At 67.1% G+C, this 20330-nt stretch carries 16 protein-coding genes and 1 pseudogene; 11 read left to right on the forward strand and 6 right to left on the reverse strand.

From position 1 onward, the window contains the following. Positions 1 to 1112 (forward strand): ATP-binding cassette domain-containing protein (locus GC150_11185; protein ID MBI1385463.1); only part of this gene is annotated, 1112 nt, incomplete at its 5' end. 99 nt (positions 1113 to 1211) lie between these two features. On the opposite strand, the gene GC150_11190 is transcribed toward GC150_11185, so the two are convergent. Next, on the reverse strand, positions 1212 to 2156 hold the full coding sequence (locus GC150_11190; GenBank protein ID MBI1385464.1) for an EamA family transporter: 945 nt from the start codon (positions 2154 to 2156) through the stop codon (positions 1212 to 1214). Between the two features lies 1 nt (position 2157). Further along, entirely contained in the window at positions 2158 to 3279 is a 1122-nt protein-coding gene (locus GC150_11195) for a muconate cycloisomerase (protein ID MBI1385465.1), read from the reverse strand. Positions 3280 to 3395: 116 nt separating this feature from the next. Between GC150_11195 and GC150_11200 the strand changes: the two genes are divergently transcribed. After that, on the forward strand, positions 3396 to 3860 hold the full coding sequence (locus GC150_11200; GenBank protein MBI1385466.1) for a DUF454 family protein: 465 nt from the start codon (positions 3396 to 3398) through the stop codon (positions 3858 to 3860). Between the two features lie 19 nt (positions 3861 to 3879). On the opposite strand, the gene GC150_11205 is transcribed toward GC150_11200, so the two are convergent. Together GC150_11205 and GC150_11210 are read right to left on the reverse strand one after the other, a co-directional pair. After that, positions 3880 to 5679, reverse strand: coding sequence for an ABC transporter permease subunit (locus GC150_11205; GenBank protein ID MBI1385467.1), 1800 nt, complete (start codon positions 5677 to 5679; stop codon positions 3880 to 3882). A 169-nt stretch (positions 5680 to 5848) separates the two neighbouring features. Continuing rightward, positions 5849 to 6844 carry an extracellular solute-binding protein gene (locus GC150_11210; GenBank protein MBI1385468.1) on the reverse strand — a complete coding sequence of 332 codons (996 nt, stop codon included), beginning with the start codon at positions 6842 to 6844 and terminating at the stop codon, positions 5849 to 5851. 430 nt (positions 6845 to 7274) lie between these two features. Here GC150_11210 and GC150_11215 point away from each other — a divergent pair, with 430 nt between their 5' ends. From GC150_11215 to GC150_11245, 7 genes and pseudogenes are all read left to right on the forward strand, one after another. Then, positions 7275 to 8816 (forward strand): 4-hydroxyphenylacetate 3-hydroxylase, encoded by a 1542-nt coding sequence (locus GC150_11215; protein ID MBI1385469.1) that lies wholly within the window; start codon positions 7275 to 7277, stop codon positions 8814 to 8816. Positions 8817 to 8857: 41 nt separating this feature from the next. Continuing rightward, positions 8858 to 9979, forward strand: coding sequence for a Rieske 2Fe-2S domain-containing protein (locus GC150_11220; protein MBI1385470.1), 1122 nt, complete (start codon positions 8858 to 8860; stop codon positions 9977 to 9979). Further along, a pseudogene (locus GC150_11225) lies at positions 9976 to 10482 on the forward strand (flavin reductase). Before GC150_11220 ends, GC150_11225 begins: the two are co-directional and overlap by 4 nt. Before the next feature lie 694 nt (positions 10483 to 11176). After that, positions 11177 to 11590, forward strand: coding sequence for a RidA family protein (locus tag GC150_11230; protein ID MBI1385471.1), 414 nt, complete (start codon positions 11177 to 11179; stop codon positions 11588 to 11590). 50 nt (positions 11591 to 11640) lie between these two features. Continuing rightward, complete coding sequence (locus GC150_11235; GenBank protein MBI1385472.1) at positions 11641 to 12774, forward strand: Rieske 2Fe-2S domain-containing protein; 1134 nt, start codon at positions 11641 to 11643, stop codon at positions 12772 to 12774. Positions 12775 to 12783: 9 nt separating this feature from the next. Beyond that, positions 12784 to 13719 carry a LysR family transcriptional regulator gene (locus GC150_11240; protein MBI1385473.1) on the forward strand — a complete coding sequence of 312 codons (936 nt, stop codon included), beginning with the start codon at positions 12784 to 12786 and terminating at the stop codon, positions 13717 to 13719. A gap of 58 nt (positions 13720 to 13777) precedes the next feature. Next, positions 13778 to 15013: an aminotransferase gene (locus tag GC150_11245; GenBank protein MBI1385474.1), complete on the forward strand. Its 1236-nt coding sequence runs from the start codon at positions 13778 to 13780 to the stop codon at positions 15011 to 15013. A 22-nt stretch (positions 15014 to 15035) separates the two neighbouring features. Here the strand turns inward: GC150_11245 and pyk are convergent, their stop codons facing one another. Further along, positions 15036 to 16445, reverse strand: coding sequence for a pyruvate kinase (gene pyk, locus GC150_11250; GenBank protein MBI1385475.1), 1410 nt, complete (start codon positions 16443 to 16445; stop codon positions 15036 to 15038). Positions 16446 to 16691: 246 nt separating this feature from the next. On the opposite strand from pyk, the gene GC150_11255 reads away from it, so the two are divergent. Continuing rightward, on the forward strand, positions 16692 to 18290 hold the full coding sequence (locus GC150_11255) for an AMP-binding protein (GenBank protein MBI1385476.1): 1599 nt from the start codon (positions 16692 to 16694) through the stop codon (positions 18288 to 18290). Between the two features lie 108 nt (positions 18291 to 18398). Beyond that, positions 18399 to 19499 (forward strand): FAD-dependent oxidoreductase, encoded by a 1101-nt coding sequence (locus GC150_11260; GenBank protein ID MBI1385477.1) that lies wholly within the window; start codon positions 18399 to 18401, stop codon positions 19497 to 19499. 16 nt (positions 19500 to 19515) lie between these two features. Here the strand turns inward: GC150_11260 and GC150_11265 are convergent. Further along, positions 19516 to 20330: M24 family metallopeptidase (locus GC150_11265; protein MBI1385478.1), on the reverse strand; the 815-nt coding region annotated here is incomplete at its 5' end.

Raw genomic sequence — 20330 nt, forward strand, 5'->3', positions numbered from 1 at the left:
CCTACACGCGGCGCCTGATGGCGGCGGTTCGCCCGAAGCCTGAAGCCGGCCAAAGCGACAGCGACGCGGCCGGGCACCTGCGCGACGTGCCGGCGCTCGAGATGCGAAACGTGACCGCTGGCTATGGCCGTCGGGCGGACGGGTCACCGGCCGTCACGGTGCTGCGCGACGTCAACGTGACGATCGAGCGCGGGCACGTGGTCGGCGTGATCGGCGAATCCGGCTGCGGCAAATCGACGATGGCGCGCGTGATGGCGGGCCTGCTGCCGGCAGCGAAAGGCCAGGTGCTGCTCGACGGAAAGCCGCTCGCACCCGGCGTCAAGGAGCGAAAACGCTCCGAGCTGCAGCTCGTGCAGTTCGTCTTCCAGATGGCCGATACCGCGCTCAACCCGCGCCAGCGCATCGGCGACATCATCGGCCGGCCGCTGACCTTCTATCACGGCATAACGGGACGCAAACGACGCGAGGCTGTGAAAGAAATCCTCGACCTCGTCGAATTGCCGCGCGTCTTTGCGGAGCGCTTTCCGAGCGAGTTGTCCGGGGGGCAGAAGCAGCGGGTCAATCTGGCGCGCGCGCTGGCGGCCAAGCCCGAGGTCTTGCTCTGCGACGAGGTGACGTCGGCGCTCGATTCGATCGTCGGAGCCAATGTCATCCAGTTGCTCAAGGGATTGCGGGACAAGACCGGCGTCTCGTTCGTCTTCATCAGCCACGACCTTTCGACCGTCGCCTCCTTCGCCGACGAGATCGTCGTCCTCTATGCCGGACGGGTCGTGGAAAAGGGGCCAGTCGACCAAGTGCTGTCGCCGCCTTTCCATCCCTATACGCGTCTGCTGATCGCCTCGGTACCGGAGCTGCGCGTCGGCTGGCTCGAGGAAACGACGGCGACGCGCGAGGCGCTCTCGGGAATTTCGCGGGGCGTGACGCTGACCGACGTCGGCTGCCCATTTTTCGACCGCTGCCCAGTGGCGATCGATGGGCTCTGCGACAAGGTGGTGCCACCAACGCGAGAGGACGAGCACGGCTTCAATCACACCATCGAGTGCCATCGCGAGGTGGACGAGCTGCGCACGCCGATGGGCGGACCATTGCTCGTGCCAGCCGGGACCGACTGAGCGCCAGCCCGTCGGCAATCATTCAGAGCGACACGAGCGCGAGCAGGGCGGTCCGGGGAGATGAAATCCCCGCGCCCACGGCTCGAGTCCCGCCCGCCCTCAGGCGACGGGACGACGCGGTCTGATGACCGCAGATGGCGTGTTCCGGTGCAAAGCCACGAGCACGCCGCTGACGACGATCAATGATATGCCGAGCCAGGAGACGAGGTCCGGAACCGCTCCGAAGATCACGTAGCCGAGCAATATCGCCGCAACGATCTCGACGTAGGAGAAGGGCGCGAGCAGGCCGACGGGTGCCCGGGCGAGAGCCGTCAGGAACAGCAGCTGGCTGCCGCCGGTGGTGACCGCCACGAGTGCCAGGGCACCGACTTGCGGCCAAGTCGGCGTCGTCCAGTAGAACGGCAGCACGGCGAGCAGCGCCGTCGAGGCGATGAAGTGGCCCCAGAAGGCGGTCACGAAGGCCGGCGAGAGCGGGCCGAGCTTGCGGTTGAGGAACAGCTGCACCGCGACCAACGCGCCGCACAAGAGGGCGAAAAGCGCCCCGATGTTCACGGCTTCGGTGCTCGGCCGCATGACGATGAGCACGCCGGCAAATCCCCCCATGATGCCGAGCCAGAGGATGCCCCGCACGCGCTCGCCGAGAAACGCGGCCGCGAGCGCGGTCATGAGGAACGGATAGACGTAGAGGATGGCAATCGACTCGGCGAGGCCGAGATGATGCAGGCTCGCCATGAAGGCGAGCGCCGAGCCGCAGATCATCAGGCCGCGCACGATCTGGAGACCGGGCCGCGACGGCTTCCAAACCGCCCCGCCATTGAGCCAGATCGCGATCGGCAACATCATGAGGGCACTGCCGAATGTCCGTCCCCAAACGACCATGACATCGTTGAGCCCGCCAGCGAGGAGTTTCATCTGCGCCCCGTTGCAGGCGCCGACGATCGCACCCCCGATCATCATGATGATGCCGATACGCCAACGGGCGCTTTCGTCGATTGGAGCGGCGGGGGATGCGCCACCCGTCGCGGCGGTCAAGGGCCGGGCCATCTCACGCACGCTCCGCGAATGCTGCGGCCGCGGCGGCAACCTGCTCGCGGTCCAACTCGAAGCCGAGGCCGGGGGCCGCGGGCAGCGAAAGTCGACCACGCTCCGGGCGCAGGGGCGGGTGGGCGACGATGTTGTCGCGGGCGAGCTGCCACATGATCTGGTTTCCGTCGTCGAGGTTGGGGATGGCGCGGGCGAGATGATGCTCAGCGCAGGTGGTGATGCCGGTGGTGAATGAGGAATGGATGCAGACCTTGAGGCCAGCCGCCTCGGCGATGGCCGCAACCTTCATCATGCCGGCAAGGCCGCCCGTCTCACGCGGCCCGATCACCAGGAGATCGGCAGCGCGGCGACGACAGACCTCATAGACATCGTAGATTGTGAATATCGACTGGTCGGCCGCAATCGGCGTGTCGACACTGGCGCGAACATGGGCGAGCGCCTCGAGCGACCAGCTCGGGGTCGGCTGCTCGACGAAGTCGATGTCGAAGCGTTCCAGCCGGCGGATCATGCGGATGGCGGTGTGCGGATCCCAGCTCTCGTTGGCATCGAGGCGCAGGCGCGCGTTGCCGATGGCCCCGCGCACCGCCTCGACGATGGCGAGATCCTCGGCCTCGGTGCGCCCGACCTTCAAATAGATGATGGGCTCGCCGGCAGCAGCTCCCGCGGCGGCATCGGCGGCGAGTTCGTCCGGCGTATCACCCTGGAGGAAATAGAAGTAGCCGACGCTGTCGCGGTGCGCCCCGCCGAGCAAATTGAAAACCGGCTCGCCCGCCGCCTTACCCGCAAGGTCGAGCATGGCCATGTCGATGCCGGACACGAGTTGGTGGGCAAAGCGCATGTTGTTGGCGCCGAACGCCATGAAGTCCTGCTTCAGGATGCGCTGGTAGACCGGCGCCCAATTCCACGGCGAGAGACCGACGACGTGGCGGGCGACGTGGCGCAGGATGCGCGCGGTCGCGGTCGGCTCGGGGGCCACGGTGCACTCGCCGATGCCGACCAGGCCGGCATCACTTTCGAGCTCGAGCAAATTGACGACGAAGTCCTCGCGGATGCCCTGCGACCAATGGTAGGGCTTCTTCAAGGGCAGTCGAAGGGAGGTCACGCGGACGTCGGTGATCTTCATGGCCGAAGCGGATCCGGTAGGACGAGCGAGACGCCTGGTGGGATCGTCGGCCCGTTCGGGGATCCCTCCCAGGCGCGGACGAACCTCGACGATAGCCTCACACCCGGGTGCCGTCCATGGCGGGTTGCATGTGGCAGCCATGCGCGATGATACGGACGGATCGGCCCTGCAACGCCGACGGCAATGGAGTGCACATGCGGCAACTCGTTCGCATCCTCCTGGCGGCCACCGGTCTTCTGGCGACGGGACTTGCAATTCTCGGTGCACTGCTGCCTGGACTGCCGGCAACGCCGTTCGTCCTCGTCGCGCTCTGGGCCTTTGCCCGTTCGAGCCCGCGATTGGCCCGGGCTCTCGAAGACATCCCCTTGCTCGGACATGCGCTCGCCGAGGCACGCCGTTTCGAGGCGCGCCGACGATTGCGTTGGCAGATCAAGGCTCTTGCGCTCGGGATGGCGTGGTCGTCGTTCCTGCTCACCGCACTGGTCCTGGCGCCACGGAATACCGGTTTGACACTCACGGTCGGGGGCGCGGCGCTGCTGGCGACGGCGGCGATGATCTGGATTCCCACGGATCGCGATTGAGCCTGCCGGTTGCGGACCGTCAGTCGTGCCGGGCCGGCGCAACCGGACGGCGACGCAGGAAGGGAATGTAGCCGCCGCCGATCGAATGACCATGTCCACGCATGCTGCGTGCGATCAGGGCGACGGGAAGGAGACCGGCCGCAACGAGAACCAGGGCGGGCGTCGAGGCCTGTGCCAGACGTTCGTCGGAGGCAAGGCGATAGGCCTGGATCGCCAGCGTGTCGTAGTTGAAGGGGCGGATGATCAACGTTGCCGGGAGCTCCTTCATGGTGTCGACGAAGACCATGAGGAGCGCCGTCGCGATGCCCCCGCGCAGGAGCGGCAAATGGATCTGCCAGACCACACCGGCCTGACTGCGCCCGAGGACACGGGCGGCGGCGTCCATGTTCAGCGGAACCTTGCCGAGGCTGGCCTCGATGCCGTTGAGCGCGACGGCCATGAACCTGACGACATAGGCAAAGACCAGCCCGGCGACCGAGCCGAGGAGGAGAAGGCCGGTCGAAACGCCGAACCAGTCGCGCGCGAAGCGATCCAGCGCGCCGTCGATGGTGGCAAGGGGAATGAGGACACCGACGGCGATGACGGCTCCGGGGACCGCGTAACCGAGCCCGGCAAGACGAACGGCGGCAGCCGAAATGGCACCGGGCACGAGACGCGCGGTCAAGGCGAGCACGAGCGCGATGGCGACGGTGGAAAGCGCAGCGAGCGCGCCGAGCGTCAGGGAATTGGCGATGAGCGTCAGATAACGAGCGCTCAGGATGTCGTGACCATCGACGTACGAAAGGTGGAGGAGAACGAAAACAGGAACGACGAAGCCGAGGAGGACCGGCAGCGCGCAGGCCGCGCATGCGGCCATGCCGAGCCAGCCTTCCAGCGTGAAGAGCTTGAGGTCGCGGGCCTGGCGGCTCGAATAGAAGCGGGCGTTGCGGCGCTCGTGGCGTTCGACGAGGACCAGGACGAGGACGACGGCGAGCAGCATGGTGGAGAGCTTGGCGGCGGCGGCGTTGTCGTTCATGGAGACGAGCGCCTTGTAGATGCCCGTGGTGAACGTCTGCACGCCGAAGTGGGCGACGGTGCCGAAGTCGGCGAGGGTCTCCATCAGTGCGAGGGCGGCGCCACCGGCGATGGCGGGGCGGGCGAGCGGCAGGGCGACGCGGAAGAAAAGATGCCACGGGCCGGAGCCGAGCGTGCGGCCGGCATCCAGATAGCAATTCGACTGCTCGAGAAATGCCCGCCGCGCCAACAGGTAGACATAAGGATAGAGGACCAGGACGAACATGACGACGGCTCCGCCGACGCTGCGCACGTTCGGGAACCAATAGTCGCGCGCGCCCCATCCGGTCAGCCCACGCAGGGCGCTCTGGACGGCGCCAGGATGGGAAAGCAAATCCGTGTAGGCATAGGCGATGATATAGGCCGGCATGGCCAGCGGCACGATCAGCGACCATTCGAAGAAGCGCCTGCCGGGAAAGCGGCACATCGTCACCAGCCAAGCCGTGCCGGTGCCGACGAGGACGACGCCGAGGCCGACCCCGATGACGAGAACGAGCGTGTTGGCGAGATAGCTCGGCAGGACCGTGGCGGCGAGATGACGCAACGTACCCTGGTCTCCCGAGAGCGCCCCGATGGCCACGCTCGCGATCGGCGCAAGGAGAACAACCGCGATAACGAGCGCAATCAGGGACGGCGCCCGACCGCGCAACCAGCCGGTTCCAAGGCGCGCCGCAACGCCCCTTGAAAGGCCAGCGGGGCCGCCGGGGCCGGGCCGCCCTGGAGACCCCGGGTCCGTCCCGCCGCCCGGAATGAAGGCCGCGGTCATCGCGCCCGCCCTTGCGGCCGATGAGCCCGATGCTGGACGATCGCTCGAGGCAGTCTCCCCGGATCGGCGGTCATGGGCGGTTCATCCTCGTTCGGCGGCCCACCTTTCGCGGACCGCCATTCTTCGCCATCGCTTCGGCGGGCCCGGGGCGCCGCCGCTTTCGAGCCGCCTACTTGTAGCCGACCTCGTCGTAGATCTGCTGGGCGCGTGTCTGGTTCGCACCGAGCGTCGTCAGCGCCAGCACATCGGACTTGAATTCACCGAGGGACTTCACACTGGCGCTCTGGGCGACCCCCGTCACGACCGGGTACTCGTCGTTGCCATTGGCGAAATACTCCTGGGCGGCATCACTCACAAGATACTCGAGGAAGCGGATCGCGTTCTCGCGGTTCGGCGCATTCTTCAAGACCCCTCCGCCGGAGATGTTCACGTGCGTGCCGCGATCGGACTGATTGGGAAAGACCAAGCCGATCCCATCCGTGCGGCCGGACAAATCCTTGACCTCGGTCCGCAAGGCACGGGCGAAGTAGTAGGTGTTCGAAATCGCGATGCCACAGGCACCGGAGGCAATGGCCCGCAGCTGGTCGGTGTCACCGCCTTCCGGATCGCGAGCCCGGTTGGCCCAGACGCCGGCGGCCCAGGCCTTGGCCTTCTCCTCGCCGAGGTGATCGATCATCGCGGCCATCAGCGAGAGCATGTAGATGTTCGAACTGGAACGCGTGCAAACGAGGCCCTTGAAGCGCGGATCGGCAAGCTCCTCGTAGGTCCGTGGCGGGTTCGGCACGCGGGCCTTGTCGTGGAAGATGACGCGGGCGCGCAGCGATAGCCCGAACCAGTGGCCTTGCGGATGGCGCAAGTGAGTCGGGATCGCGGTTTCGAGGGCCGCCGAACGGATCGGCTGGAACAGGCCCTTCTGGTCGGCGATCCAGAGGTTGCCGGCGTCGGTGGTCAGGAAGACGTCGGCGGGGCTGTTGGCGCCTTCCGCCTGCATGCGCTTCATGAGGGCACCGCCGTTGTCCTCGATGCGATTGACGCGGATGCCGGTCGCGGCTTCGAACTCACTGTAGAGCCGCTCGTCGGTGTCGTAGTGGCGCGACGAATAGAGGTTGATCTCGCCGCCGGCCGCCGCCGGCGTCGGGCAGGGTGTGAGGAGCGCGGCAACCATCGCGACCGCGACAGCACGCCACGCTCCGGATGCCGCGCCCCTCACCCTCATCAGCTCACTGATATTGCTCACCATCATCAACTCCGTTGCCTTCGATCCATTGTCGACCGCGGACCAGTGAGGCCGGTTCTCGTTTTCCGACCGTCGAACTCCGCGACTTCGAGGCCTTCGGCCGCCCCGTTCGTGATGACGCGAGGAAGCCGGACCCGACGGGGGCAAGTCAAGCGAAAGAGGCCAACTTTGATCGAGTAAAAACTCACACGATTCAATGACTTGGAATAGTTCTAAACGATCGCGATCCGACTGACGGAAGCGGCGCCCCCGCGAATTTGCATAGGAAAAAACTAATCTACGGTTCCAAAAGTGATTGTTTCGCTCAGTCATGCGGGCCACCATCATGGCGACCTCGATGGACGCGTGGAGGGGGCCTATGATCCGGACTGGCGAGCAGTATCGCAACTCGATTCGCGACAACCGCGAAATCTACATCGACGGGGAGCGGGTCAAGGATGTCACCACACATCCGGCCTTCAAGCCGATCGTCGACATCCGGGCCCGCATCTACGACATGCAGCACGATCCGCGCACCGCCCCGATCATGACGGTGGTGCAGGACGGCGAGCGCAACGCCATCGGCAACGCGCTGCCGAAGTGCAAGGAGGACTGGTGGGCCAAGCGGCGGGCCAGCGACTTCGTCATGGAAGAGGTCGGGGGCATCGTCACGCGCGTCGGCGACGAGACGGTCGGGGAGATGTGGTCGCTCTACGACGGTCAGGACGTGCTCAACGAGGTCGACCCGCAGTTCTCGGCCAACATCGCGAACCACATCGAACGGGTCCTCAAAGGTGACCCCTTCCACGTCTCGGCCAACACCGATCCCAAGGGCGACCGCTCCAAGGCGCCACAGGACCAGGACCCGGACATGCTGCTGCACGTGGTCAAGGAGACCGATGCCGGCATCGTCGTTCGGGGCGCGAAATTCGAGACGGCGGCCGCCTATGCCAACCAGGCCTTCACCAAGCCCACCATCGCCAACTGGGGCAACGAGGCCCTTTCGGATTATGCCGTCGGCTTCATCTGCGATCTCTCGAGCCCCAATCTCAAGTTCATCTGCCGCTCGGGCTTTGCCGGGGCGTCCGGACGCTGCCCGCGCGCCGACACGCGCGACTACCCGCTCGCCAACCGGTTCGACGAGATCGACGCCCTCGTCATTTTCGACAACGTGCTGATCCCATGGGAGAATGTGCTCTTCTATCGCCACACGAAGGCGGCCGGGTTCATCCGCTCCACGCTCCACCGGTATTCGGCCTACGCCTTCGTGCAGCGGACACTGAAGCTCGCCGACATGATGATCGGCGCGGCGCTCTTCAACTGCCGCCAGACCGGCCTCGAAAAGCAGCCGGCGGTGCAGGAAAAGCTCGTTGCGCTCGCGATCTGGCGCGAGAACATCAACGCCCACCTCACGGCCGCCATCACACTCGCCGAGCCGTCTCCGGCGGGACTCCTGATGCCGAACCAGTCGCTGCTCTATGCCGGGCGCTGCACGGCGCTCAACCAGCTCGCCGCCATGATGCACATCGCGCGCGAACTCTGCGGGGGCCAAATCTGCGTGACGCCGAACGCCTCGACGTTCGATTCCCCCGAGACCGCGCAGTGGATGGAGAAATACTATACGGTCAACGAGAACTGGTCGGCCGAGGACCGGCGCAAGCTGCTCGCCTATGCGCGGGACCTGCTCAACTCGGACTATGCCGGCCACCGGCTGACATTCCAGCTCTTTGCCCAGTCGCCCCCCTATGCCCAGTTCGGCGCGGTCTATCGCAACTTCGACTGGGACGGGCCGCTCGATTTCGTGCGCCGTTCGGCCGGCCTTTCGGAGCAGGTGATGCCGCGCTCGAAACGCGCGCCGGGTGACGCGGCCGTGCTGCAGCACTATCGTGATCTCGAGGCCAGGAAGCTCGCCGCGGAATAGCGCCGGGCAGGTGAGGGCATTGGACCGTGAACATGCACAGCATGCCGGGTGATCCGGTCAGCGAACTCAGGGCGTGCGCGGCGCAGCCGTTCGTCAAGGCGCATGCGATGCCGCCGAGCGTCTATACCTCCCCGGCATTCCTCGAACTCGAACTCGAGCGGGTGTTCCGCAAGGAGTGGTTCTGCGCGGGGCGGGCCTCGTCGCTCGCCAAGCCCGGAGATTATACGACGCTCGAGCTCGCCGGCCAGCCGATCATGGTCGTGCGCGGGCGGGACGGCACGCTCAGGGCACAATCGAACGTCTGTCTGCACCGCATGTCGACGCTGCTCGAGGGGCGCGGCAACACGTCGGCGATCGTCTGCCCCTATCACGCCTGGACCTACAATCTCGACGGCAGCCTGCGTGGCGCGCCGGCGATGTCGCAGAACGAAGCCTTCTGCAAGGAGGGGCTCAGGCTGCCGACCGTGCGCTGTGAGGAATGGCTCGGCTGGATCATGCTGACGCTCAATCCGGACGCGCCGCCCGTCGCCGAGGCGCTCGCCGAGGTCGAGGGACTGATCGCCGACTACGACATGAAGAACTACGTCGAGAGCTTCTTCGAAACGCACGTCTGGAACACCAACTGGAAGGTGCTGGCGGAGAATTTCATGGAGAGCTATCACCTTCCGGTGTGCCATGCGGGCACCATCGGAGGGCTCTCCAAGCTCGAGGAGATGGTGTGCCCGGAGGGGCTCGAAACCTTCAACTATCACACGATCCTCAAGGACGACCGGCTCAAGATCGCTCTTGCCCATCCCTCGAACACCCGCATGACGGGCGACCGGCGGCGCACCACGTTCCTGCTCGCGATCTATCCCAGCCTCCTCATCACGCTGACACCGGGATATTTCTGGTATCTTTCCCTCCACCCAAAGGGGACGGGCCAGGTGCAGATCTACTTCGGTGGCGGCATGGCCCGGGACTGGGCCGAGGACGGCGATGCCCAGAAGAGTTTCACGCAGCTCAAGAGCCTCCTCGACGATGTCAATGTCGAGGATCGCGGCTGCACGGAGAAGGTCTACAAGGGGCTCAGTTCGGGCCTCGCGGCGCCGGGGCCACTCTCCCATCTCGAGCGGCCGAACTACGATTTCGCGCGCTACCTCGCCGCGCGGACCTGCCCATGAGCGCCACGGCCACGCCCATGCGTGACCGTTTCGTCGCGGCGATGGGGCACGCGGCGGCGACCGTCAACGTGGTGACGACGGACGGGCCCGAGGGGCGCATGGGGGTCACCGTCTCGGCGATGTCCTCGGTGTCGGCGGATGGGGAGCGACCGACGCTGCTCGTCTGTATCCACTCCCTCAGCCCGGCGGCGAAAGCGGCGATCGGCAACGGCGTTTTCTGCGTCAACGTGCTGCGCGACGACCAGTCCTACATCTCCGACACCTTCGCGGGACGCTTCAAGGAGCAGGTCAGCGACAAATTCGCCTGCGCGGAATGGGTGGCGATGGCGACCGGCTCGCCGCGCGTGGCCGATCCGCTCGTCGCCTTCGACTGCAGGGTCGTGTCGAGCGACCGGATCGGCACGCACCATGTGCTGTTCGGGGAGGTGGTCGACATCCATGCGGGAAGCCGGGGCTCGCCCCTCATCTATGCGAACCGGTCCTACGGCACGCCGACGCGGATCGACGCGGCCGCGAACATCGGAGCGGGCCAGACGGCGGGCGAGCGCCGGATCGCCATCGGGTGCTTCCATACGTTCGGCCCCTACCTCCTGCCGCGCATCATCCGCCGCCTCGTGGAGACGGTTCCGGGGATTGAAATCCGACTGGTCGAAGGCGACCAGCGGCGCGTGCAGGAAAGCCTTCTGGCTGGCGAGGCGGACGTCGCGCTTCTCTACGACATCGAACTCGCGGAGGGGATCGAACGGCGGTTCCTGACGACGATCGGAACCTATGTGCTGCTGCCGGAAGGCCATCCGCTCGCCGGGCACGCCAGCATCAGGCCGGCCGATCTTGCCGATCTCTCGATGATTCTCCTCGAGGCGCCGCCGAGCCGCGACTATTTCTGCCATGTGATGCGGGCGGCCGGCATCGAGCCGCGGGTGGCACTGAGGTCGCGCTCGTTCGAGACCGTGCGCGGGCTGGTCGGACACGGGCTCGGCTATGCCCTGCTCGCAACGAAACCGGCTTCGGCGATGACCTACGATGGGCGGGCCCTCGTTGCGCGGCCGCTCGAGACCGAGGTCGCGCCGAGCCGCGTCGTGCTCGCCATGCGCAAGAGCGCAAGGCTTTCCGGGGCCGCCGCGACGTTCGCGGCGATCGCGGAAGGAATGTTCAACGATCCGGCGTGAGAAATCCGAGAGAACGAGAGAGAGGACCATGGAGCACAAACGCATCCGCCCGTTCAACACGGCCCGCACCTATCCCGAGCAGAAGCTCGACAACGACTTATGCCAGGCCGTGGTGGCGCGAGGCAGCATGGTTTTCCTGCGCGGTCAGATCAGCCAGAACCTCGACACCGCCGAGAGCGTGCCGGGCGATGCCGGCCAGCAGACGGCGCAGGCCATGGCCAACATCCGCATGCTGCTCGAAGAATGCGGAGGCAAAATGGAGCATATCTGCCGTACCGTCGTCTACCTCACCGACATCCGCCACCGGGAAGCCGTCTACCGGGAAATGGGCAAGCACCTCAAGGGTGTGCATCCGGTCTCGACGGGCCTCGTCGTCACGGCGCTGGCGCGGCCGGAGTGGGTGGTCGAGATCGAGGTGACGGCCGTCATTCCGGACAAGTGAACAACGCGAAGCGGGGAGCGGGGAGCGGCGGCGGCGGCGGGAGGTGCACCATGACGACATCCGAAGGAGCGGCCACCGCTTTCGCGGCCCGGCTCGCCCGGATCGCCGCGCTCGACGACGCTGGCGCAACGACCCTCCCGGGCGCGTTCTATACCTGCGAAGCGTGGTTCGCGAGCGAGCGCGAAAAGCTCCTCGAAACGTCCTGGCACTGCCTCGGGCGTGTGGATGAAATCGCCGGGCCGAACAGCTATCGTGCCGCGAGCGTCCTCGGCGAGCCATTGCTCGTGACAAGTGACGAGGGAGGGCGCGTGCGCGTTCTCTCGAACGTCTGCCGGCATCGCGCCATGCCCCTCACCGACGGCGCCGGGCGCGGCCGGTTGCTCGTCTGCCCCTACCACGGTTGGAGCTACCGGCTGGACGGGCGACTGGCGCGAGCTCCGGGGATGGAAAACACGGGCTTCGAGGCGTCCCGTTGCCGGCTGCCGGAGGTGCGAAGCACGGTGTGGCAGGGCTTCCTCTACGTCGACCTCTCGGGCCGCTCCATGCCTCTCGAGGCGGACATATCCGGCCTCGATAGACTTCTCGCACGTTACGAGACGCCGGCCATGCGTTTCGTCCATGCCGAAGAGGAGGTCTGGAGGACCAATTGGAAGTGCCTCGTCGAGAACTTCATGGAGGGCTATCATCTCTCGGTCGTTCATCCGAAAACCCTCGACGGCTACACACCGACCCGGCTCGCGCGCAAGACCGCGAACGGACCGGGCTTCACGAGCTATGCCGCGAACTATCCCGACGGAATCCCATCGCGAGGCCTGGGGGCGCCGGGATTGACGCCCGAGGAGCGCCAACGCTCGACACTCTTCTGCGTCTTTCCGACACAAGTCGCGAGCCAGGCCGCGAGCCTCCTCGTCTCGCTCTGCCTCGATCCCGTCGCGGTCGACGAGACGCGCGTCAGATGGACGCTCTCGACCTATGGCGACGACCTCGGCGAGGACGTCCTCGAAGAACGGATCGCGCTCTGGCGGGAGGTGAACCGGGAGGACCGCGAGAAGCTCGAACGCCTGCAGGTGGCGCTCGGCGCACGCGCCGCTCGTGACCACGCCGGCCCACTCGCAGGCGCCGACCTCGAAGGCACCATCCGCGACTTCCACAAGCACCTCGCGAGCCGGCTGGCGGCCTGCTAGACCAGCGCCATGCCCGTCCGCTTCACGTTCCGCCAGCTCGAGTACTTCGTCGCCGTCGGCGAGGCGGGCAGCATCGCGCGGGCGGCCGAAATGTGTAACGTCTCGGCGCCCTCCATCTCGACCGCCATCCAACAGCTCGAGCAGGAACTCGGCGTCAGCCTCTTCGTGCGCCGCCATGCCCAGGGGCTGTCGCTGACCACGGGCGGGCGACAGCTGCTCGCGGCCGCCAAGGAACTGCTCGCCGAGGCGGAGGCCCTCGCCAGTCTCGCCGGTGACATCACCGAGCGGGTCGGCGGGCTGATCAACATCGGCTGCCTCACCACGTTCGCGCAATTGGTCCTGCCGGGTGTGCGGCGCTCCTTCCAAGCGCTCCATCCCGACGTGCGGATTCGCCAGTTCGACCGCCACCAGAGCCAGATCATCGATATGCTCCAGCGGGGCGAAATCGATATCGCCCTCACCTACGATCTCGAGATCCCGCAGGACGTCGGTTTCGAGCCACTCATCGAATTGCCACCTTTCGCGCTGCTCGCGGCGGATGATCCGCTCGCCGAAAGGGAGACGATCGGGCTCGGCGAATTGGCCTCTCTGCCGCTCATCCTCCTCGACCTGCCCCTCAGCCGCGATTATTTCCTCTCCATGTTCCGCCAGCTCGGCCTCTCGCCCACGATCGCCGAGCGCACGGGCGACTATCCGCTGGTGCGCTCCATGGTGGCGAACGGGCTCGGCTACAGCCTCGGCAACGTCCGGCCGATCTCCAATCTCGCGCCGGACGGGCGGGCGATCCGCTACGTCCGGCTCAGCGACAGGCTGCGGCCCATGCGGCTCGGTCTCGCAACGGCGGAGGGTGGCCGGAGGGCGCGCAATGTCGAAGCGTTCGCTCAGCACTGCAGGCGCGTGATCACGCCGCAGGACACGCCGGGTCTGGCGCCGACGAGCGGTTGAACCCGCTGCCGGCAGGGGCTTGCGCGGCACCCCGGAGCGCACGCATATGGGGTGCGGGATGCGGCTCTCCCGTAAGGAGCCGCCCAGCACGCTGCGCGAGGAACCGATCGTGGCCGCCGTCCTCCCGTTCAACCCGCACGTCGCCGAACTCTCGCCGCCGCCGATCCCGCTCGCGCAATCGTGGCTCGCGGGCTATGGCGGCGAAGTCGGCGCGGCAATCGACCTCTCGCAGGCGGTGCCGGGCTATGCGCCGCATCCCGAAGTTCTGGCCGCCCTCGGCCGGGTGGCCGCAGGGGTTGGTGCCGCCGGTTATGGCGCGATCGAGGGCGAGGCCGAACTCAGGGCCGCCTACGGGGCGCACGTCGGCCAACTCTACGGGGCGACCATTGGGCCGGAGCGCGTCCAGATCACGGCCGGATGCAACCAGGCCTTCGTGGTTGCCGCGCTCGCGGTGGCCGGACCGGGCGAAGGCGTGCTGCTGACCAATCCCTGCTATTTCAACCACGAGCAGGGGCTGCAAATGCTCGGCATCCGTCCCGGCTATGTGGCGTGCCGGCCCGAGGACGGCTTTCTTCCAAACCTCCTGGACATCGAGACAGCACTCAAGCCCGGCGTGCGCGCGCTCGCCATCGTCACGCCGAACAATCCGACCGGCGCGATCTACGGGGCGGACCTGCTCGCCGAGATAGCGGCGCTCTGCCGGCGGCGGGGGGTGCGCCTCATCATCGATGAAACCTATCGCGATTTCCGCGCCCCCGGTGCCGACGCGCCGCACGGTCTGCTGGCCGATCCCGGGCTCACGGACACCGTGGTCCAGCTCTACAGCTTCTCGAAGGCCTACTGCATCCCAGGCCATCGCCTCGGGGCGATCGTTGCCGGGCCGCAGACCATCCAGCAGGTCGCCAAGGTCATGGACAACCTGCAGATCTGCGCGCCGAGGGCGGGGCAGATCGCAGTCGCCGGGCTGATCGAAGCGACGCACGGATGGCGGCTCGAGAATGCTGGCGAGATCGAGAGGCGGGCCGCGACGTTCCGCGCCGCCGTTGCGCCACTCGATGGCTGGCGGATCGCTGCCATGGGCGCCTATTTCGCCTATCTGAGGCACCCGTTCGACGGGGTCTCCTCGACACGTGTGGCCGAGGCGCTGGCGCGGCGTCGCGGCATCCTGACGCTGCCGGGGGCCTTTTTCGGAACCGGACAGGACGACCACCTGCGTGTCGCATTCGCCAACGTGACGAGCGGGGCGCTGGCCGCGGTCGGTCCACGACTTGCCGGGTTCACGCTCGAAACGTGACGCGGCCGCGGCCCACCGCGCGTCAGACCTCGACGACGCGCAGGTTGTTGGTCGAGCCCGGCACGCCGAACGGTACGCCGGCGACGATGACGATGTGGTCGCCTCGGGTTGCAAATCCCTCCGCGATCGCGTGCTTGCGCGCCGTGTCGACCATCTCCTCGAAGGAGTGAATGTGGGCCTCGGGCACGCTGTGGGCGCCCCAGAGCAGCACCATGCGGCGAACCACGCTCGGCGAGGCGGTGATGGCGAGGATGGGCGAGGCCGGCCGGCGGCGGGCGATGCGCGAGGCGGTGGCGCCGGACGAGGTGAAGGCGACGATGGCCTTGGCATCGATGACGCCGGCAACGTCGGCGGCCGCGGCGGAGACAGAATGCTGGATGGTCGGCTCGAGCACCGGTTCGAGGGCCGTGATTATGGAGCGGTAATCCTTGTGGTTCTCGGTGCGCACGATGGCGCGGTCCATGAAGCGCACGGCCTCGAGCGGGTAGTCACCCGAAGCGGTCTCGCCCGACAGCATGACGGCATCGGCACCGTCGTAGATGGCGGTCGCGATGTCGGAGGCTTCGGCACGCGTCGGAGCGGGAGCGTGCATCATGCTGTCGAGCATCTGGGTGGCGATGATGACGGGCTTGCCGGCGAGCCGGCAGGCGCGCACCAGCTCCTTCTGGTGGCCGGGCACGTCTTCCGGCGGGCACTCGACGCCGAGGTCGCCGCGCGCCACCATGACGGCGTCGCTGAGGTTGATGATATCACCGATGACGGTGAGGGCGGCCGGCTTTTCGATCTTGACCATGATGCCGGCGCGGTCGCCGATGATGTCGCGCGCCTCCATCACGTCGGCCGGGCGCTGGACGAACGAGAGGGCGACCCAGTCGACGCCGAGTTCGAGGCCGAAACGCAGATCCTCGTGGTCCTTGGGTGTCAACGGCGAGACGGGGAGCGTCGAATCCGGCAAGTTCACGCCCTTGTTGTCGGTCAGCTTGCCGCCATAGACGACACGGGCGGTGATGGTGTCGGTATCGCACGAGACGATCTCGAGCCGGCGGCGGCCGTCGTCGATCAAGAGATGATGACCAGGCGCGACGGCGTCGAAAACTTCCGGATGCGGCAGAGGAATCGATCCAGGGGACGCCTCGCGCGCCTGTTCGAAACGAACGACCTCACCCGGCACGAGCTGGAAGACCCCGCCTGGCAGCCGGCCGACGCGTATCTTGGGGCCCTGGAGGTCCTGCAACACGCTGACCGGCCGGCCAACCTCGATCTCGAGGTCGCGAATGGTGTCGTAGCGACGGCGATGGTCCTCGCGCGTACCGTGACTGAAATTCAGCCGGAAGACGTCGACGCCTGCCTCGATCAGCGCGCGCATCATGTCACGGCCTTCGCTCGCCGGGCCGAGTGTGGCGACGATCTTTGCACGCCTGTTCCGTCTCATGGTGCCTCTCCTCGCCGTTCGAAAGGCAATCGGCCCCGGAGCCGGGGGTCGCCTCATGGCGGCAACGAGTAGCCCCGCCTCGTGCATTGAGCAAGCGCGAGAGGCCACAAGGGGACGCCCCCTCGTGCCATCGCTCGATGGCCGATCGGACGGCGAGGCCGATTGCGCCGCGCGACGGATCGGCTAACCTGCCGCAACGAGGTGCCCTGCGGACGGCGCACCCGGTTTGCTACGGGGTCGAGCCGGATGGCGGCCAAGGTGAGTTTCGACGAAAGCGCGACCGGGCGCACACTTTTTGCAGCACTCCTCGAGGCCGCTCGTCGGCACGGGCGCGACAAGGTCGCGCTCGAGGATGTCGAGCGACAACCGCTGACCTATGGCCGGCTCGTGCTGGCCAGCCTCGTGCTCGGACGCCGGCTGGCCCGCATGACGAAACCGGGCGAGACGGTCGGGGTGCTGCTACCCAATGCCGGCGGCGCCGTGGTGGCATTGATGGGTCTCAGCGCGCACGGCCGCTTGCCGGCGATGCTCAATTTCACGGCCGGCACCGTCAACCTGCGCTCGGCACTGACGACGGCGAGGATCGAAACGGTCATCACTTCGCGACGCTTCATCAAGATGGCCGGGCTCGAAGCGGTGGCGGACGCACTCGGCCAGCCGGATCCGGCCGACAAGGGCTTTCGACCCGCGCGGCTCGTCTACCTCGAGGACGTCCGCAAGGAGATCGGGACCGTCGACAAGCTCATCGGGGCAGCGCGCAGCCTCTGGGCCGGCGCAATCGCGCGGGCCAGCGGCAAGCCGGACGAGGCCGCCGTCGTACTCTTCACCTCGGGCTCGGAAGGCCGGCCTAAAGGGGTCGTTCTAAGCCACCGCAACATCGTCGCCAACGTCAAGCAGATCGCCGCCCAGGGCGGCGGTGGCGTGCTCAAGGCGAGCGATACCGTCATGAACCCGCTACCGATGTTCCATTCGTTCGGGCTGACGGGCGGAGTGATGCTCGGCCTCCTCACCGGCATGAAGGTGGTTCTCTATCCGAGCCCGCTGCACTACCGCGAGGTGCCCAAGCTCATCGGGGAGACGAAAGCGACGCTGCTGTTCGGCACGGACACGTTCCTGCGGAACTATGCGCGCATGGCGCAGCCGGGCGACCTCGACAGCCTGCGTCTCGTCGTCGCCGGCGCCGAGCGGGTGCGCGACGACACGCGGCGCGGCTGGGAAGACAAGGGTGTCATCATCCTCGAGGGCTACGGCGCGACGGAGTGCGCGCCCGTCATCGCCGTCAACATCCCCGCCGACAACAGGGCGGGAACCGTCGGACCGGCCCTGCCGGGGATCGAAACGCGGCTCGAGCCGATCCAGGGCCTCGAGGGCTGCGGGCGCCTCCTCGTCAAGGGACCGAACGTGATGCTCGGATACCTCTTTGCCGACAGGCCCGGCGTGCTGGTGCCGACGGACGGCGGCTGGCACGATACGGGCGACATCGTTTCGATCGACGATGACGGATACGTCTCCATTCGCGGGCGTGTGAAGCGCTTCGCCAAGATCGGCGGAGAGATGGTCTCCTTCGCCGCAGTCGAGGCGATGGTGGCGCGGTGCTGGCCGGAGGGGAGCCACGTCGTCACTTCGGTTCCCGATGCGCGCAAGGGAGAACAACTCGTGCTCGTCACGGATTTCCAGGGCGCGGAACGCTCCGCCCTCGCCGCGCAGGCAAAGACGGAAGGGTTTCCCGAACTCTGGGTCCCCCGGAGCATCATCAAGGTGGCCGAAATCCCGGTGCTCGGCACCGGCAAGGTGAATTTCGGCGCGGTTCAGGACCTCGCCAAGGCAGCGGCGAAGGCGGCCTGACGCAGGGGACGTCAAGACCGCGTGCGAGGGGGCGCGGCGGCGAACTCGCAGGCGGACGGGGCCGGGGCTGGGACGAGAAAATCTGGCGGCAGCGGGCGGCACTCGGACATGGACGTTTCGACTCTGATCATCGGCGCTGGCGTGGTTGGCCTCGCGATCGCGCGACGGATGGCGCGATCCGGTCACGACGTCGTCGTCCTCGAACGCGATGGCGCATTCGGCGGCGGGGTGAGCGCCCGCAATTCGGAGGTCGTGCACGCCGGCCTCTATTATCCGACAGGCTCCCTCAAGGCGCGCCTCTGCATCGAGGGCCGGCGCCTCCTCTACGAGCACTGCGTCAGGCACGGGGTGGCGCACCGCCGCTATGGCAAACTCGTCGTGGCGACCGAGGAGACCGAAAGGCAAACACTGGAGGGGATCGCGCGACAGGCGGAGGAGAACGGCGTCGAGGAGTGCGCATGGATCGACGGCCGGGAGGCGGGCCAACTGGAACCGGATTTGCGGTGCGTCGCGGCACTGCACTCGCGCACGACCGGTGTCGTCAGCGCGCACGAACTGATGCTCTCACTCGTCGGCGAGGTCGAGGACCACGGGGGTGCGCTGGCGCTCAATTCGCCGTTCGAAGGCGCGCGGGCGCTCGCCGGCGGCGGTTTCGAAGTCCGGGTCGGGGGCAGCGAGCCGATGCGGCTCACGAGCCGGCTCCTCGTCAATGCCGCGAGCCTCGATGCGAGCGCGGTGGCACGCCGGATCGAGGGGCTGGCGGCGCAAGACATACCCGAGACGCGATATGCCAAGGGGCATTATTTCCAGCTCACCGGGCGCACGCCCTTCTCGCGGCTGATCTATCCCGTTCCGGTGCCGGGCGGGCTCGGCACGCACATCACCCTCGACCTTTCCGGGCGGGCGAAATTCGGTCCCGACGTGGCGTGGATCGAGGCGCCCGACTTCGCCTTCGACGAAGACCGGGCGGCGAGCTTCTATACCTCCGTCCGACGCTACTGGCCCGGGTTGCCGGATGGCGCACTCGCTCCCGATTATGTCGGCGTCAGACCGAAAATCTCGGGGCCCGGCGAGCCGCCGGCCGATTTTCGCATCGACGGGCCGGAGCGTCACGGGCTCGACGGCCTCGTCAATCTCTTCGGCATCGAATCACCGGGGCTGACCTCGGCCCTCGCCATCGCCGAGCACGTCGCGAGCCTCCTCGAGTGAGGCGCGCGAGCCGATTTCACTCCTTGACGTGGATAGCCCGGTCGGTGGTGCAGAGGCATTCGGCTCCGCGCTCGGTGATGAGGATCGGCTCGGTGATCTCGAGCCCGCCGTCGTCGAGCCAAAGGGCCGGCATGAAGTGGATGCACATGCCGGGGCGCAATTCGGTGCGGTCGCCACGACGCAGGCTCAACGTCCGCTCGCCCCAGTCGGGAGGATAGGACAGGCCGATCGAGTAGCCGGTGCGGCTGTCCTTCTGGAAGCCGTGGCGAGCGATCGTGGAAAAGAACGCGACCGCGATATCCTCGCAGGTGTTGCCTGGGCGCGCGGCCTCGAGGCCCGCGGCGACACCCTCCTGGACAGCGGCTTCGGCGCGGCGATATTTCTCCGGCGGCTCGCCGAGGAAGGTGGTGCGCGACTGCGGGCAGTGATAGCGGCGGTAGCAGCCCGAGATCTCGAAGAAGGTTCCCTCGCCCGCCTTCATGGTGCGGTCGTCCCAGGTGAGGTGGGCGGCCGTCGCGTCCATGCCAGAAGGAGTGAGCGGCACGATCGCCGGATAGTCGCCCCAAGACCCTTCGATTCCTCGGATGGCGGTGCCGTAAATCTCGGCGACGAGATCGTTCTTACGTATGCCGGGGCGCACAACTTCGCGAATGCGTGCGTGCATGGCGTCCGTTATGGCGGCGGCGCGGCGCATGAAGGCGATCTCGGCCGGTGATTTCACGGCGCGCTGCCAATTGACCAGGGCGGTCGCGTCGGCGATGTGGGCATTGGGCAGGCTCGCGACCAGCACTTCGTGGGCCTTGGCGCTGTAATAATAATTCTCCATCTCGA

Source organism: Hyphomicrobiales bacterium (genome assembly GCA_016125495.1).
Classification (GTDB): Bacteria; Pseudomonadota; Alphaproteobacteria; order Rhizobiales; family RI-29; genus RI-29.